19 protein-coding genes and 1 tRNA gene are annotated in these 15,948 nt (G+C 38.8%); 11 read left to right on the plus strand and 9 right to left on the minus strand.

Annotation, left to right across the window (positions count from 1 at the left end; translation table 11 throughout):
- Window positions 1-117: 117 nt before the first annotated feature.
- Window positions 118-729, minus strand: a complete 612-nt coding sequence (locus tag LVQ96_00560) for a transposase (GenBank protein MCW6169649.1) — start codon at window positions 727-729, stop codon at window positions 118-120.
- 434 nt (window positions 730-1,163) lie between these two features.
- On the opposite strand from LVQ96_00560, the gene LVQ96_00565 reads away from it, so the two are divergent.
- Window positions 1,164-1,787, plus strand: a complete 624-nt coding sequence (locus LVQ96_00565) for a hypothetical protein (GenBank protein ID MCW6169650.1) — start codon at window positions 1,164-1,166, stop codon at window positions 1,785-1,787.
- Between the two features lies 1 nt (window position 1,788).
- A complete protein-coding gene (locus LVQ96_00570) occupies window positions 1,789-2,583 on the plus strand; it encodes a nucleotidyl transferase AbiEii/AbiGii toxin family protein (protein MCW6169651.1) in 795 nt (264 codons plus the stop codon).
- A 277-nt stretch (window positions 2,584-2,860) separates the two neighbouring features.
- Here the strand turns inward: LVQ96_00570 and LVQ96_00575 are convergent, their stop codons facing one another.
- From LVQ96_00575 to LVQ96_00590, 4 genes are read right to left on the minus strand one after another with little or no spacing between them, the layout of a single operon-like run.
- The gene (locus LVQ96_00575) at window positions 2,861-3,028 is read right to left on the minus strand and encodes a hypothetical protein (protein ID MCW6169652.1); all 168 of its coding nucleotides are present in this window, start codon (window positions 3,026-3,028) and stop codon (window positions 2,861-2,863) included.
- The gene (locus LVQ96_00580) at window positions 3,012-3,491 is read right to left on the minus strand and encodes a hypothetical protein (GenBank protein MCW6169653.1); all 480 of its coding nucleotides are present in this window, start codon (window positions 3,489-3,491) and stop codon (window positions 3,012-3,014) included. Before LVQ96_00580 ends, LVQ96_00575 begins: the two co-directional genes overlap by 17 nt.
- On the minus strand, window positions 3,478-3,672 hold the full coding sequence (locus tag LVQ96_00585) for a hypothetical protein (protein MCW6169654.1): 195 nt from the start codon (window positions 3,670-3,672) through the stop codon (window positions 3,478-3,480). Before LVQ96_00585 ends, LVQ96_00580 begins: the two co-directional genes overlap by 14 nt.
- On the minus strand, window positions 3,673-4,167 hold the full coding sequence (locus LVQ96_00590) for a hypothetical protein (protein ID MCW6169655.1): 495 nt from the start codon (window positions 4,165-4,167) through the stop codon (window positions 3,673-3,675).
- 105 nt (window positions 4,168-4,272) lie between these two features.
- Here LVQ96_00590 and LVQ96_00595 point away from each other — a divergent pair, with 105 nt between their 5' ends.
- The gene (locus LVQ96_00595; GenBank protein ID MCW6169656.1) at window positions 4,273-4,854 is read left to right on the plus strand and encodes a hypothetical protein; all 582 of its coding nucleotides are present in this window, start codon (window positions 4,273-4,275) and stop codon (window positions 4,852-4,854) included.
- A 187-nt stretch (window positions 4,855-5,041) separates the two neighbouring features.
- Entirely contained in the window at window positions 5,042-6,622 is a 1,581-nt protein-coding gene (locus tag LVQ96_00600; GenBank protein MCW6169657.1) for a B12-binding domain-containing radical SAM protein, read from the plus strand.
- An 80-nt stretch (window positions 6,623-6,702) separates the two neighbouring features.
- Here LVQ96_00600 and LVQ96_00605 read toward each other — a convergent pair whose 3' ends face one another.
- A complete protein-coding gene (locus LVQ96_00605; protein MCW6169658.1) occupies window positions 6,703-7,722 on the minus strand; it encodes a PTO1314 family radical SAM protein in 1,020 nt (339 codons plus the stop codon).
- Window positions 7,723-7,811: 89 nt separating this feature from the next.
- Between LVQ96_00605 and LVQ96_00610 the strand changes: the two genes are divergently transcribed.
- A complete protein-coding gene (locus LVQ96_00610; GenBank protein ID MCW6169659.1) occupies window positions 7,812-8,309 on the plus strand; it encodes a DinB family protein in 498 nt (165 codons plus the stop codon).
- Between the two features lie 43 nt (window positions 8,310-8,352).
- On the opposite strand, the gene LVQ96_00615 is transcribed toward LVQ96_00610, so the two are convergent.
- On the minus strand, window positions 8,353-9,756 hold the full coding sequence (locus tag LVQ96_00615) for an MFS transporter (protein MCW6169660.1): 1,404 nt from the start codon (window positions 9,754-9,756) through the stop codon (window positions 8,353-8,355).
- A 451-nt stretch (window positions 9,757-10,207) separates the two neighbouring features.
- Window positions 10,208-11,173: a trypsin-like peptidase domain-containing protein gene (locus tag LVQ96_00620; protein MCW6169661.1), complete on the minus strand. Its 966-nt coding sequence runs from the start codon at window positions 11,171-11,173 to the stop codon at window positions 10,208-10,210.
- Between the two features lie 58 nt (window positions 11,174-11,231).
- On the opposite strand from LVQ96_00620, the gene LVQ96_00625 reads away from it, so the two are divergent.
- Together LVQ96_00625 and LVQ96_00630 are read left to right on the plus strand one after the other, a co-directional pair.
- Window positions 11,232-11,699 carry a helix-turn-helix transcriptional regulator gene (locus LVQ96_00625; GenBank protein ID MCW6169662.1) on the plus strand — a complete coding sequence of 156 codons (468 nt, stop codon included), beginning with the start codon at window positions 11,232-11,234 and terminating at the stop codon, window positions 11,697-11,699.
- Window positions 11,700-11,795: 96 nt separating this feature from the next.
- Complete coding sequence (locus LVQ96_00630) at window positions 11,796-12,455, plus strand: TIGR00266 family protein (GenBank protein ID MCW6169663.1); 660 nt, start codon at window positions 11,796-11,798, stop codon at window positions 12,453-12,455.
- Window positions 12,456-13,201: 746 nt separating this feature from the next.
- On the opposite strand, the gene LVQ96_00635 is transcribed toward LVQ96_00630, so the two are convergent.
- Window positions 13,202-13,286: transfer RNA gene (locus tag LVQ96_00635), tRNA-Leu, on the minus strand.
- Window positions 13,287-13,600: 314 nt separating this feature from the next.
- On the opposite strand from LVQ96_00635, the gene LVQ96_00640 reads away from it, so the two are divergent.
- The 4 genes from LVQ96_00640 (at window position 13,601) to LVQ96_00655 (ending at window position 15,902) form a co-directional block, all read left to right on the plus strand.
- Entirely contained in the window at window positions 13,601-13,897 is a 297-nt protein-coding gene (locus LVQ96_00640) for a hypothetical protein (GenBank protein ID MCW6169664.1), read from the plus strand.
- 39 nt (window positions 13,898-13,936) lie between these two features.
- Window positions 13,937-14,329 (plus strand): Lrp/AsnC family transcriptional regulator, encoded by a 393-nt coding sequence (locus tag LVQ96_00645; GenBank protein ID MCW6169665.1) that lies wholly within the window; start codon window positions 13,937-13,939, stop codon window positions 14,327-14,329.
- Window positions 14,330-14,540: 211 nt separating this feature from the next.
- Window positions 14,541-14,810 carry a DNA-binding protein Alba gene (albA, locus tag LVQ96_00650; protein ID MCW6169666.1) on the plus strand — a complete coding sequence of 90 codons (270 nt, stop codon included), beginning with the start codon at window positions 14,541-14,543 and terminating at the stop codon, window positions 14,808-14,810.
- Window positions 14,811-14,921: 111 nt separating this feature from the next.
- Window positions 14,922-15,902 carry a polyprenyl synthetase family protein gene (locus LVQ96_00655; protein ID MCW6169667.1) on the plus strand — a complete coding sequence of 327 codons (981 nt, stop codon included), beginning with the start codon at window positions 14,922-14,924 and terminating at the stop codon, window positions 15,900-15,902.
- Window positions 15,903-15,948 lie beyond the last annotated feature (46 nt).

Below are 15,948 nucleotides of genomic sequence, written 5' to 3' on the forward strand. Positions count from 1 at the left end.
ACCAATACTATAAACGTATTTATTACAGTACCTCCGAACCGAGTTAACTTTTTAGACAGCAATGGCTATCCTTATTCGGAGAAAAGGAAAGAGTGGCCCTCCGCCCACAGTCTTTATTCAGGTCTGTTTGCGGGTTCTTTCCTTTCTCTCTACGTTATTCCCCATCACGGTACATGATTCACTCAACTCTATGAGATACTTCTTTAAGCTCACCTCCTCATGATAAAAAAGATACCAGATTGATTCAACAAGCTGCTCGTATGCGAAGAGAAAATACCTGACGCGGATATCCTTGCTCTTTGTCTTTATCCTGCACTCATCCTGTACCCTGAACATGGTCTCAATGCGCCATCGGAACTTGTATTTCGCGATGATCCGATCGAGATCTATATCTGAAGAATTTGTGGCGAAGCACCAGTCGTAATATTCTTCTGATCGATGGTCGAATATCTGCTTCAGGAATGCAAGATACACGGAATCCTCAACCTTTCTTCCCTCCCGGTAAATGGAGAATTCATAGAGCATCACTTTTTTCTCCCTCTCGTACATGAATGAGAACTCATCCTTCACCTGAGGATTCTTCGGGACGAAGATGAGATAGTTTATTTTCCGTTCGTTCAATGACATGATCAGGTCCTTTGAATAAAATCCCCGATCAAACAGTAACAGGTCTATGTGGCCCAACATCGATAGGAGAAGATCAAGAATTACCGAGATCTCTAAGGGCATGTCATTGCCCATTGGTGATGGTATTGATATTACGGGGAGCCTCAGATCGCTATTTACCCGACTAGCTGTCAGATATGAGAATCTTCCAGTTACGCCATGATCACATGTCCAACCATGTATCCACGAAGAATCCCTGTATGCCTTCTATCTCGAGTCTGTTCGTAACATTCATTGGTATCTTTTTCATTAGATATCAAATAGATCTCTTAAAGCTATGAATAAATATTTCAATCGATTAGGAGGAAGGAGAAGAATAAATTATTGTATTATCCAGATGATTATCTTCGGAGATACTGTTTCCTGCTCAAAAAATTGTAATATTCGTTGTTTGTTTGGTTTCTAGAGATTTTAATTCTATACTTGTGTCACATAATCACCATATTTGTGGGTATAATGCTACACAAACTTTATTTTCATTTACCATATTTGCCTGTATGGTTTACAACAGAGTTCTGGATACACTAGAAGAATTACAGTTACACGGAAAGACCGTCTTCACAATAAATGATGCATCAATGCTTATGAAAAAACCAAAAAAATATGTTTCCAAGCTATTATCTTCCAACAGAAAGGTGAAAAGAATTGAAAGGGGATTGTATTTCATAAGCTCTGCAAGTGGAGATAATATCTATGAAATTGCATCCCAGATTGTTTTTCCATCATACATCAGTCTATTCGCTGCATTTCAGTATTATTCAGTAACAGATCAGATTATTAGGAAATACAGCGTAATATCAATAAAAAGGCACAGAGAGATTAACCTTGGTGAGAATATAATTGAATTCAGGACATTGGGAAAAGAAAGATTTTTTGGATTCAATAAAGTACAGAACGTTTACATTGCTTCCATAGAAAAGGCAATCATCGACTCTCTTTATCTGAATATTCCTACTTTCTCATATGTAAAAGAAGCTTTTGAATTATCTCGACAGAATTCAAAACTGAACCTCAAAAGGTTAAAGGAGTACGCCGATAGAATGAACTCAGGAAATGTTAACAGGAAACTCCCACTACTGCTTCATCATGAAGATGAAAGTAGAATGTCGGAGGGCGATTAAGATGATTGATGTGGGTGATCTTCTGAAACAGTCAGGGAGATTCAGAGATGCAAGGCAGCTCGAAAAGGACTATCTTCTTACACTTTTACTCTTCGAGATATACAGAGTTTTTGACTACAAACTAATTTTCAAAGGGGGCACATCGCTAAAATACTTCTACAATCTTAACAGATTTTCTGAGGATCTTGATTTCTCTTACATAGGAGAAAATAGCTCAGTTGAAAGAGGCAAGATAAACAGGAAATTTGAAGTAGCTATTGAAAGCGTAGGAAAGCAGTATGTAATAAAAAGAATGGAACACAGGGGACGCAAGGAAAATGGCACTGTTGTAGGGATTAACTTTGAACTAAGAGTTCAGGGTCCTCTCTATGAAGATTCACGGCAGATGCAGAACGTAAGTGTTGATATAAGCCTAAGAGGGGATGTTCTCTTGGAATCTGAAAATAAGTACATGCTTCCATCTTACCAGGATATTCCGCTTTTTCTGGTACCTGTAATGAATCTTGAAGAGATTGCAGCAGAAAAAGTTGCATCCATAATGGAAAGAGATAAGATCAGGGATATATACGATCTATATTTCCTCCTATTCCTGAAGAAAGTGAAATATAATGAGCCATTGGTTATTCAGAAAATGAGTAGAAGGTTAGAGAAATTTGATAGGAATAAACTAAGGGAAAAGATACATATTGCTTCAAGTCTGATGAAGTGGAATTCGGAACTATCATATCTTGTTAATCCCCTACCTGACAATTTATCCGTTGTTAGAACACTTGAAGAGATAATTGGATTAAACTAGAATTTAAATTAAATTCAATGGGTAAGAATAGATATGGCGGGGAATCATTTTTCGAATTTTTCTGGTTCTTTGAATCTTACATTCCGCACTTTTCAACACCCTATTTTTTTATTTTCACTGCAGCGGCTTGAACGCTTATTTTCTCCATTTCGGAAATCGTTTTTTTTACACCATTCTCATGTTGCTGATCCACTCTTCAATTACACTGGTCTGATCCCCTGTTAACCTGACAGTTTTTGTTTTCCTGTCAACCATTCCTTTCTAGTCATAATAAGGTTCATGCAGCTAACATGGATCCACTCTCTTCGAACGGTTTTTTGAGCTCATTCAAGGAATTCTTCTTCGGTATGATGAATATCTTCGTGTTTTCCGAGAAGTCATCAAGGATGCTTGTCCAGAGCATAAGTCTCGGAACTTCTTCGTAGCATTTAATTCGAAGGGGCATTCTTTTCTACGTGAGCGATTCTCTTTTTCTTATCAGACCTTTTCTCAAATGCTTTGAAGATATCTGCAATTATGAAAAAAACTTCAGACAGTATTATGAGGTAAAGTGCCGTACGGAAATCCATAAGGACGTTAAGACTAATTCCGTCAACAGATGGATGAAGGGAAAGAAAACCGCTTCCAAAAATGAGGAAAAGTATGACAACTTCAACTGTGAGATACCCGGCCGATATCAATGAATTATACCATTTTCTCTTGAAAAGATGTTGCATGAAGATAAGAACAAGAAAAATCACTACAAGCGTCAGGTAATATGTGGTAGTTACGAAGAGGAAAAGCGGTATTCCTAGTTTCATGAAATAATTGTGTACATAGGGAAGAGCGTAAAGGAATATGATACCGGACACTATGGTGTACACTATAGCCGAAGCTACTATGCCGGCAGTAATCTCACGTTCCGACATTTTTCTCACTCCATTCAATGGGTCCAAGCCTAAAGTATAGGTCAATTGTAGTCGGCGCATTCTTCATATGGAAACTTCCAGAAAGATTGTAATAGTTGCCAGTGCTAAGAGAGCTAAATGATATGTTACCTATGGGGCTTGTCTGGTTGTAGATGATTATCTGCCCTGTGGGGATGCTCACCTATGTGAAATATGTAAAAGCAACAGAAATATCATATTTACCGGATCCGGCTGATTTCACACTTGTAACATTAAATCCATACACAGGTGCACCAATAGTAAAGTTATGTTGCAACTCTGTTGTGATAGTAAAAAGGTATCCTGGGAGTTTTATTGGTAGGTTCTCGGATATTGTTGCATTGTTTCTTGGCCAGCCACTTTTATTCAAAGCATTCAATGAGATCGAAAAAGGAACGGTCTTGCTCACGTTGTTCCCTGGAGCGAAATCTATAGATGTGTTTCCTATAATTATCTGCTGAGACATGAAACCGCGATTCATACCAGAAACTGTGAAATTCAAAGAAATATCACTATTATTATAGCTTAATCCATTTTCTCTAAAGCTGAGGTTCCTCATCGTTCCGTACGCGGTGTTGTATACAAAAAGGACTGAAACTACAATTACTATTACAATGAAAACAGCGCCGATAACATAGAAGACACGTGAAAGTTTCACGGTACTGTAATATCTTCCCTATTATAACTTTTCCACACGTTCAAAGTTTTTACCTATAAATTAGATTATATACCTACAACCTATTTAAGAAATGAGATATTATTGTTGCCTAACATAGAATTATTCGCAATGTCAAACGTATTCGGATACTCTACGGCATCTTCCGTCCCTACTTCAATAAACTCCAGTAGTTATGCTATTTTTTTCCTAATTATTGCTATATTTCTCGTAATGAGGACGTACAGGGGCATTGCTGGAAGAAGATTCAATACATCGAGGATATACAGAACTCCAATAATTTATGGTCTTCTACTTGTTTTTTTTGTTGTGTACCTTGAATATTCTCATCCCCTATTCTTCCTTACTCTCTTGTTTGTTCCTGCAGGGTTTCTAATAGGGCTAAGATTCGATATAAGGCCAAAATTCTTCTATAACAGCCAGCAGTTGTACTATAAGCGTAACCCGCTTGTCTTAATAATCTGGTTAATTTCATACTTAAGCAGATTGTCTTTGGAATTTCTATATCCTTCAAATATTTATGCTAACCTAACAGTGGATTCGCTACTCGCATTAACGACCGGCATAATAATCAGCGAGGCAATAACTTTAGTGAAGACATATAAAATTTTTGTAAAAGAGAGTCCGAGACCGAATCAGGATCAGAGTGATTCATTCCAAGATGAATAAGACTGAATTAACCGATCAAGAAAGAGCGAAAAACATTTAACATGTTTTGGAAATTTTACCAGGAATAAAATTCTTAATATTAACTTTGTAACATAAATATTTTAGATAGATTAACATTCAAATGTAGAATGATTTTCCGAGTGTTGCGTTCTGATAAAGTTTAAATTTTGAATAACATTTTAAATTTATGACCAACACAGTTGTACTTACAGCTGATAGAGGTTCTTTTACGAGTTACTCGGGAATATCAACAATGGGGTATGTTGCGTGTATGCCCGCCCGTTTGGTTCCAAGAGCTATGATGAATTCATTATTTACACCACCAGAGAACGGGCATATAGATGGTGAAACATTTGTCGCTCCATACGCGCTAAGAAAAGTAGAAGCTGCGCTCTATAAATTTGGGATAAAGGACGTGAAGGTGGTTCCCCCAGATCTTCTTTCAAGAGCAGTGGATGAGACCACTAAGGTGGTTGGGATCTCAGTTCACGATCCTCTCGGCTTGAGTCCTGTGACATTCAAGCTTACAATGCTTTTTGGCGGTGGTCCAAGTTGGACAGCTCAGTTTTTTTCTGAACTCAGTGAAAAAATATCCCTTCTCAAGAAAAGATACAATTTTAAAGTATTCGCGGGCGGCCCAGCCACTTGGCAACTTGAACTTGAACGACCGGAGTGGGTAGACACCATATTCACTGGTGAAGCAGAACTGGATCTTCCACCTTTGGTTGCGAACGCTATAAGGGGCGGAAATATGCCTAGATCTATTGTAGGGCGGATACCGAAGTTGGAGGAGATCCCCACGATAATTAAACCTGCACGCTTCGGCGAGGTTCAGGTAACTCGAGGATGTCCCAGAGGATGTCAGTTCTGCTCAATCACACCAGAAACCTTCAGGACGATTCCGATAGAAGACATAAAGAAAGAAATATCGATAAATTTACAGGCGGGTTTGAAAAACGTTGAACTTCTTACGGATGATATATTGCTCTATGGGTCTAAGAGATTAGGCACAAATCATGATGCGGTCGTGAATCTTTTCGAGGAAGTCAAAAAGATGGGAATCGAGCAGATATATTTCCCACACATTTCATCGCCTGCTGTTCTAGATTCACCCAAAACGGTCGCTGATCTTAGCGAAGTCGCAGAATATGATAAATATAAGAGCGAGGCTCCAGTTGTAGGTCTAGAAAGCGGTAGTGTTAAAATCATTTCTAAATATTTGCACGGTAAGCCTTTTCCGTGGGGTCCCGAAGACTGGGGGAACGTCATACTCGAATCCACACCGATAATGAATGATGCATACATAACTCCGTGTTACACCATGACTATAGGCTTCCAGGAAGAAACGAATGAGGATGTTCAGGATACGATAGATCTCGTCCAATCGATAATAGATAACCATTATAAAGCCTGGGTATTTCCTCTTCCTGTAATTCCTATGGGCACGTCAAGGATACGGAATGATCCATTCCCGGTTATGGAAAAGCTTCCGACGAAGTATTGGGAACTCCTATATATTTCATGGAAGTATGATCTTAAGATAACAAGGGAAATAATGCCTGAGATGACAAAGCGGTTTAATAGTCGTATCCTCGGCAACGTGGTGAATCTAATGACCGATAAGATATTCACACACATAGAAAATGTATTCAAGGAACTCATGGAAACGAATGGAATGAAATCGAGAGAGTATAGCAAGATTGATCTAAACAACGTAATGGGGCTAATCAGGTCGATGTACTGGATAGGAAAAGCTTCATTCTCATAATTATTTGATCTTTCAACTAATGAGGTTTCTTATTTAACCTAATAATTATTTCTATAGTGTGGAAAGTGAATATTTTTTGTTCAGGCACTTGAAGCCTCAACGCGAACGTAATCCATCAACCCGTCTATTATTCTCTCTTTTATCATTGAAGGGTTCTTCCACGTAAAAAGTGATGGTTCCAGATAGCAAGATAATGCACACTTATTGCAGCTCTCGTATTCTTCCCAGTTGTAGTTGTTCCATACCTTTACGATGTCCACGTCCCAAACCTTCGAGCTGCCGTTGTACTCATTCAGGACATAACACGGCATCACTAGGTTTCCCAAGGGATCGACATTCATTGTTAACCATGGCTTGCATTTCCATTCAATGCCATTGAACCAGGAATTTGATACTGCTTGAAAATATTCCTTGGAATTGACGATCTTGTATCCCTTCTCCTTCATTAATGCAAGTGTCTGTACAGCTTCCTTCAGCTTATCCATACCCGGAGACTCCTTTTCTGCCGTGGAATAATTATACGCAATCTGGAAATTTATCCCAACTCCCAGTTTTTCCGCCAGTAAAACCAGGTCCTTGGCCTGAAAATAATTTTCCTCAGTTATCGTTGAACTGAGTGAAAGGGATATGTGGCCACGAGCAGCTTTCACGCCCTCTATCGCTTTGTCAAAAGATCCAGAGACACCACGCATCTTGTCATGCAGAGGGCCAACTCCGTCTATCGACACGAACATGTAATCAAGGTAATCTTCAATACTCTTCAATTTGCTCTTCAGAAGCCACCCATTGGTGACCATAGAGGTATGGAATCTCTTATGAGATTCAGCAAGTATATCTTGAACATCGTTCCTCAGCAGAGGCTCTCCACCTTCGAATCCAAGGAATGAGACGCCGGCTCTTCTCATGGCTTCCATCATTTTGACCTCTTCCTCTACAGTTAAGAGTTGTTCATCTTTTCTTCTCCAGAATGGGCACATCTTGCACTCAAGGTTACACCTATATAGGAGTTTATGGCCAGCAATCAAGGGTGCTTTGCTTCCATTGAATCCTTTCAACTTCCTCTCTATAGTCCTCCACAAAACTGGTCTGATTACTGCCATAGTCACAAAGCATGACACGGTATATAAATCTGATTACAACAATATGTTGACTTTCATGGAACATAAATACATTTTTGTCATGCAAAAATATGTTTTCTACATTAGAATATTACAACGAATTTTCACTGCACAGAAAATTGACCCTAGATTTGCTCCTGTCAATTTCTGACAGTCGATTATCTGAGGCCCCTATATCTAAGGCTGGTACTATTGGGAAACAATTTAGGCATTTAATTGATATATCAAAATGTTACATCGATGCTCTTGAGAATCAAAAACTCGTATTCGAAAGAAACGATATTGATCATTCTCTAGAAATAGATAAACCTAGACTAATAATTGAATTAAAATTGACTGCGGAGCGACTAAAGAGCTTCATTGAATCAGCAGATCCCTTAGAGTTCTCTCAAGAAGTTATTGATTGCCTAGAATCTAAGAAATATGTAGGTGTCGAACGAACTTCCCCAAGAATTATTGTTAGGTGGATGATAGAGCATGAGATATTTCACGAAGGACAGCTGGCGCTATACATAAGAAATTTTGGAATGCACTTTCCAGAATCATGGGTTACATGGGGCTTGGGATAAATTGAAGGCATATTTTCCCATTCTTATAGACCTTACCGCGGGATCATCCAGATCTGTGCTCCTTTCCCCTAATAAATGAAAGAAATGCAGCTATTATAAGAATGATAAGGGAAACATAGAGTGCTGCATGAATTCCAGCCATAAATTCTGTTGTGACATTTCCAAGAAGCTTTCCAATGCCTGCAAAGACTTCAAATGCAACACTTCTCGGTACACTAAGGCTTGCAATAGAGATCGCAAGAACAAAGCTACCCAACATACCTATGTTTGACATGGTTCTGAGAAACCCCGAAGTCATGCCATAAAATTCTCTTGGTGAATTTGCCATGACTGCGCTGTTGTTTGCCGGAAAGAACATTGAACTTCCAGTACCAGTGAAAAAAGAGGCAACAAGTATCACATAAAGAGGAGATACAACCGTTAATGTGATATAAACAAGAACCGAGAAGGCCATAATGCTTAAGCCGACCGTTGCAGGAATCCTTGAACCGATCCTGTCAGTAAGTCTGCCAAAAAGGGGGCCAAGAATGCTGCCGACAACATATCCTGGAAGGAGAAGAAGTGAACTATAAAATGGCGTTAATCCCCTGATTCCTTGAAGATACATTATTATGATGAACACGACAGCCAAAAAACCTAAGCTTTGAAAAAATGAAGCCATTATGGAAAAACTGAGGATTCTAATATGAAATATCTTTTTTGGAAGTAATGGGTTCTTGACCTTGTTCTCAATATACAGGAAGACGAATATGACTGCGATCCCTAGAAGTATGAGCATCTCATTGAATAGATCAACCCCATGCAAGGAAATGTCCGTTGCAGCATATGAGATAAGGATCAAGGCGCCGCCAAGGGAAAATGCGCCAGGCAAATCAAGTTTGTTTGCTACTGGTGATCCACGTTTTACATATTTCAAAGCATAATACAGCGCGAAGGCGCCAATGGGCACGTTAATGTAGAAAATATATCTCCAACCTATAAATGTAGTGATAACGCCACCCAAAATTATGCCAATCATTGCGCCGGAATTGTATCCGACAGATGTATATCCGAACACTCTCCCTCTCTTATTTGGCGGAAAATTGTCCGCGACTATTGCACCGCTATTTGCCTGTATCATAGCAGCGCCACTGCCCTGTAATACTCTGAAAGCAATGAGTTCAAAAATAGTTGCGGAAGCACCACATAAAGCTGAGCCAATAGTGAAGAGAGCAATTCCAGTGTTGAACATTTTCTTACGCGTCAGTAAGTCACCCAATCTCCCCAACTGAGTTGTTCCCACAGCTATGACAAGAAGGTAGATCAGTATTATCCATATTGAAATAGAAAGTGGGGCATTAAGTTGAACAGTTATAGTTGGGAGTGCAAGTATCACTATTGTAGAATCAACTGCACCCATCAGCACGGCAGTCAATAATGCAATTATCAGTTTCGAATCTTTATCCATCTTGTCATACTCGTTTAGAAACAGTAATTATATCTTATGGCTTAAACGCGTTGATTTCAAGATACTCACAACTATTTCATTCTGCACTCATACTTACCGTTACCTATACGATTGAGAGGAGATGAGCTATAATTTTATCTTACATTTCGTATCAAAAATGTAGCCGTATTCTATCTTTTTAGGTCGATACAAAGATTATGGTGTTCCGGTTTAGCAATCCCAATCAATTCAATTAGAATGGGCATTACTAAAGTGATAGGATGATGGTTATAAAAGAGAATTCAAGACATCAATGATGAAGAAATTATTTGGAATATTTGCTTTATCATTAACCTCTAGGTAAAATGAAATAATAGATAAGACTTTAATAGACTGAAAACAAATTCCAAGTAATTACTGAGTTCTACCGAACGATTGTAATCTGATCCCGACCATCGGATATGGAGGTAAATTAGTTATTTCCGTTTTCAATATACAACTCCGGCATTTCCTCCATTTGTATTTTAGCGGAGACTATTTTATTTTTCCTTATCACAGTAAATTCCGCAGTTTCACCTATTTCTATATTCGCAAGTGTTGAAAGCAAGGTCCTCATAGAGTCTACCTTCATTCCATTGATTGAAACTATTGTGTCGTATAACTCCAGGCCGGATTTATGGGCAGGTCCGCCGCGCGTCATTCTCAATATCATTACGCCATTTTTTGTGGGCAATTTGAGTCGCTGGGATATTTCATCCGTTACTGCAATTCCAGAAATGCCAAGCCATGGTCGAACGACACGTCCAGATGTGAGTATCTGCTCTACTACCCTGTTAACTGTGTTCGATGGTATTGCGAATCCTACACCCTGTGCAAATGGAATCATAGCCGTGTTTATGCCTATAACATTTCCAGACAGATCGGCAAGTGGTCCGCCACTGTTTCCAGGATTAATAGCGGCATCTGTCTGTATTAGTCCTTCAAATATAAAATCGGACCATGGCATTGGTCTTCCAATGGCACTTACTACACCGAGAGAAACTGTTGGAGCCCCGGGGAGCCCAAGAGCATTTCCAACAGCTATCGCGAATTGGCCTGCCTTAAGGTTATCAGAATCAGCAAATTTGACTGGACTCATTCCATTTGCTTTTGTCTTTAATAGAGCTAAATCAGTCAGCGAATCTGCACCAATTATTTCAGCATTCAAGATAGTACCGTCAGGTGCGATTACTTCAGTTTCCTGGGATTCGTCAATAACATGGTTGTTTGTTAACACGTATCCACTTGTACTTAGTATTATTCCACTTGCAGTTGATTCTGTTCTTAAAGGCAAAGTATTTCTGTAGGCTTTTATTTTTCTACTGTTTATCTGTACGACGCTCTTACTAACGGTATCCACTACTTCAATAACTTTAGTCTGAATATCTTCAGCATTCATTTTTATCATGCACAAATTAAGATCAGGTTATTATACCCGGAAGTATCATTAGGGATACATGGTTTCAACAAGTCAATCACCCCTCCCTGACGGAAATGGTCTCATCGAGAAGAATAAGATGAACGGTTACATCTTACCGATCGAATTGGCAAGTCTTTCTAGCAACATTCATAGCGAAATCCACGTACTTAATGATCGATGGACTTTACCAATCATTTTTTTGCTTGAAAAAGAAAAAAGAATGCGATTTTCACAAATAAAAAGATCACTTAGGGGAATAGGTGGTCGCAGTTTATCAAGGGCCCTCACTTCACTTGAATCTGTTTATCTAATCGATAGAACAGTAACCGATTCAAACCCGCCTGCTGTATATTATTCACTCTCCACTAAGGGAGTAAGCCTTGTCCCTATACTACTGGAACTTTTTGAATGGAAGGATAGGTTGGAATCTAAACCTTATCCTGCAACAGAGGAGATCGTGATAAAGGAACCTACGCATATCAAAAAAGAATCCGTTACAAGATAAGCGATTGCACGATCACTTATTAGTGGCTAAATTGTTATTATAAATTGAATACCGCAACATCGCAAAATTTAAAAAAACCGTCGTCATTTCATCATCATGGCGAATTATGAGATTGTTGGGAATGAAGTGCAGTACCTGAAAGTGGGATTGAATCAAGGAGAATCAATGTTTATTGAACCAGGTCATCTTATTTACAAGACTCAGGGTGCAAGACTTGATACTCAGAGTGGTGGTCTAAGAGGGGCATTTTCTCATATGCTCGCTGGTTCCGCCATTTTCTTGCTGAAAGTTGAGGGACCCGGTGAATTCGGGTCCGCAGGTTTTTTGCCTGGCAAGATACAGAGGATAGATTTGAATGGAAATTCAGTATTGGCTGAATTCAACGCCTTTCTGTGCATGGACTCAACGGTAAATTACTCCACAAAATTTGCTGGGATGTGGCAAGGGGTATTCGGTGGCGAGGGTTTTTTCCTTGAAAAATTCACAGGAACTGGTGCATTAATGCTTCATGGTCACGGCCATGTAATAGAAATGAATCTCAAACCTGGAGAGGAGATACAGGTAGAATTGAGCCATGTCCTTGCCTTTGATGATTCAGTTCAGTATAACGTATCAAGAATAGGTGGTCTTAAGACAATGGTCTTGGCAGGAATGGAGGGAGAAGGTCTCTTCTTTGCAAACATGGTTGGTCCAGGACGAGTCTGGCTTCACACGATTTCGCTCTTTGAACTTGCGGCCAAGCTTGTTCGGAGATAAATGAAATATGGAATATCCACAAAATATTCAACAAATATATAATAAATAGACAATGCTTTTATTCATACCGCTCCATTCATTCGATAACGATCTTCTACAAATTCATACTCGTTTCCCAAGATGAGTTTTAAACATTATTTACTGGTAACTCGATCATTGGTGTCGGTAAATATACTGTACATTTAGCGTTTTGTAAATTGTTAAATTAGATCTTCCGCAATGATCAAGCTATAAGGAAATAGGCAAATGGCTGTTTTCCCTAAATAGTTTTCAAAATATCTTTAGAATGGATTTTAGGCTTTATCAACTGTTGAAGAAAGAAAACATCAATAATCGTTAAATTATTTTTATTTGAAAATGGCACAGGTATCGTTAAAAGTTGTCTGAATAAAAAAAAGACTGGAATGGCTTATCTGGGGTTTTTAATGTTCGAATCGAATGAATACTATTCTAATCGCTGCATTCGAGGAGACCAATGATAATTGATAAGCGTTATGTTCACATATACAAGAGTATATACGCCATAAAATCAGTCATGCTAATCTTAATTGGTTTTATGGCCTTTCTTTCATTAATCCTTTTTATGTTTATTTTTCCCGGAAACATAGTCTTGTTAATTCTATTTATTACACTTATTTCTTTATTTGCAATATTCGCAGCTGCACACGGCCATTACGCGTTTGAAGTACTTCCTGATAACTACAAAAAACCGAGACATTTAAAAAAACGAAATTTTTATTGAAAAATGCGAGGGATGGGATTTGAACCCACGAACCCCTACGGGACAGAATCTTAAGTCCTGCACAGTTGGCCAGGCTTTGTTACCCTCGCAGTGTATCGGTTGATAACTGAGACATATATTAAAAGTGTGAAAGCTGAAAAGGGAGAGTAATAACATATAACAGGAGTTTATAGTCTTTATATCCTTCTTAAGGCCACTAAGGTGGTGCTCACAAGTGGAGTAATATTTTCTTTTATTGTCTCTATAGCGTTTCGGTTGCTGTTCGGCTGCTTTTAAAGACATAGAAAAGCTATCTGCAAATCAAATACAATTGGGAATTGTTTTACGACAGAACCAATTTCTTTTTGAGAAATCTCCACGCGGGTTGGAGTTTAGTTTTATCTGAACGTCAAAACCTTATTAGGTGAAGAACATTACCATATGTATGATGCCTGGCATGATCCCCCCTGGGGGCGAACTTGTTGAATTCGAGTTAGAAGAGGAACCAAAATGGATAACTGTAAAGCTCAAAGATGGATCTGTTATTCAAATCAAGATGGAGATAGTTGCAATCCTTAGAAACGGAAACGATCAGAATACCGGATTGCCGTTGTACATGGTTCAGGCTACAAACATAATAAGAATGATGAAAGTACCAAAAGAGCTGATTAAAAAAGGGTCTCCAACAGACGACAGTAAGAGTCAACCTCTCTACCGGTAATCACTGGGAATGCTTTTATCTCGGATATAATATCGCTCTGTGGACGAAATAGACTGGTCTATTGTAAATATTCTGAAAGAGAACTCAAGAACAACAAACTCTAACATCGGCAGGAAACTCAATATTTCTGAGGGAACAGTGCGAAAAAGAATCAAAAATATGCTTAAGTCAGGCGTTATTAAGAAATTTACAGTTGTCGTTAAAAATAATGGAATTGAGGGTATGGTATTGCTCACCTTAGACTCAAAGAAAGCTAAACACGTTAATGATATAATTACCAAAAAATTTGATGAAGTTTACGAATTCTCGGGTAAATACGACGTAGCTCTTCAGGTGAACTGCAGTTCTCTGGTCGAACTTAATAACATAGTAGATGAACTCCGTTCAATCGATGGTGTGAGGGAGACGAACACATTGGTACGGCTTCATTAAAGCTGTCCCTATACATTTAGAAAATATATGAATAGAAAGATCAGTAGTCTGTTTCAACGCGATCACGAATAGATATTTCAGATTCCGTTTTAGTTGATAGCTATTCGTGATTCATTAGACTCAAAGTATTAGCTGTCTATTTATCATGATCTGAAACATTTAACTGAGAAAGGTTAAATATCTTCTGATAATCGCAGAGAGAGGTATTTACATGGCTGACGAAAACATAATCTACGTGGGTAAAAAACCAACAATGAATTACGTGCTTGCCGTTGTGACGCAGTTCAATAACGAAGCGAATAGAATTACAATAAAGGCCAGAGGAAAAGCGATCAGTAAGGCAGTAGATATAGCGGAAATAACGAAACGAAAATTTTTGCAAACTCTTACTTACGAGAAAATAACCCTAAATACTGAAACGCTCGAAGGGGAAAGAGGGACGTCAAACGTTTCTTCAATAGAAATAACATTAGCAAAATAAAATAGGTAGATAAGCTTCCTCTATAAATCCTACTTCTATTTGCGACGATTATTTTGGCACGTCTCATCAGGAATTCATTAATATTAAATCAATCATTGTAATAAGGAGTATATGACTGACTTTCAGGAATGGCAATCCGGCTTGCATGGTATTGTATCCGAAATAAACAAGCGGTTGCTTGAGAGTATAGATACTACCCAAAAAGATCTTAGCCGGATGGCGAAGTATACAATTGAAGCGGGTGGAAAACGCTTTAGGCCACTGCTTACTGTTCTTGCATATGAAATTAGTTGTGATAAGCCTTTTGAGGATATTCTTGATTTGGCGGTCGGCTACGAGCTCATTCACACAGCAAGCCTTGTTCATGATGACATCATTGATGCTGCGAATTCAAGGCGGGGAAAACCGTCATTGAACGCTATTGACGGTATAAACAACGCCATAGTTGTAGGAGATTACTTGTTTGCCAAGGCGTATGAACTGGGTTCCCGGTATGGCCCAGAGGTTTCTAGAATAATGGCCAACGGATCCACTCACCTGGCGGAAGGGCAGATAACGGAAGCCATGAATCTTGGTAATCTGGAAATAAGTGAAGATACTTATTTTGATATTATTAGCAATAAAACTGCTAGATTCTTTGAGGCATGTGCTCTAGGTGCCACAACAGCCGCAAACGCATCTGAATCAATAGCTCTTAATCTGAAAGATTTTGCATACAATTTAGGCATGGCTTTTCAGGTGACCGATGATATACTGGATGTTGTTGGGGATACCAAGAAGATCGGAAAGCCTACGTTCACGGACTTCAGGCATAATGCCATAACTCTACCTCTCATTCATGCTATCAGTAAATCTGGTGATGATTTTAAGGAGGAACTCAGGCATGGAGAGCAAACCAACGATTCTGCATCAGAAAATAAGATACGCGAAAAGATAATAGAGACAGGATCAATAGATTATTCCTTCTCTGTGGCAAAGAAATTTACTAATAAAGCGTTAAATGCACTCAAGGATACCGGCAAATCTCCGGATCTTGCTCTACTGGTTGAACTAGGCATGTCTGTTATGGAAAGGATAGACGAGATGCAGTAGAAATTATGGAACTGTAATTCCTAGAGTAAAAAATAAATCGATTACA

The sequence above is a fragment of the Thermoplasmatales archaeon genome (assembly GCA_026127925.1).
Taxonomy (GTDB): Archaea; Thermoplasmatota; Thermoplasmata; order Thermoplasmatales; family Thermoplasmataceae; genus JAKAYB01.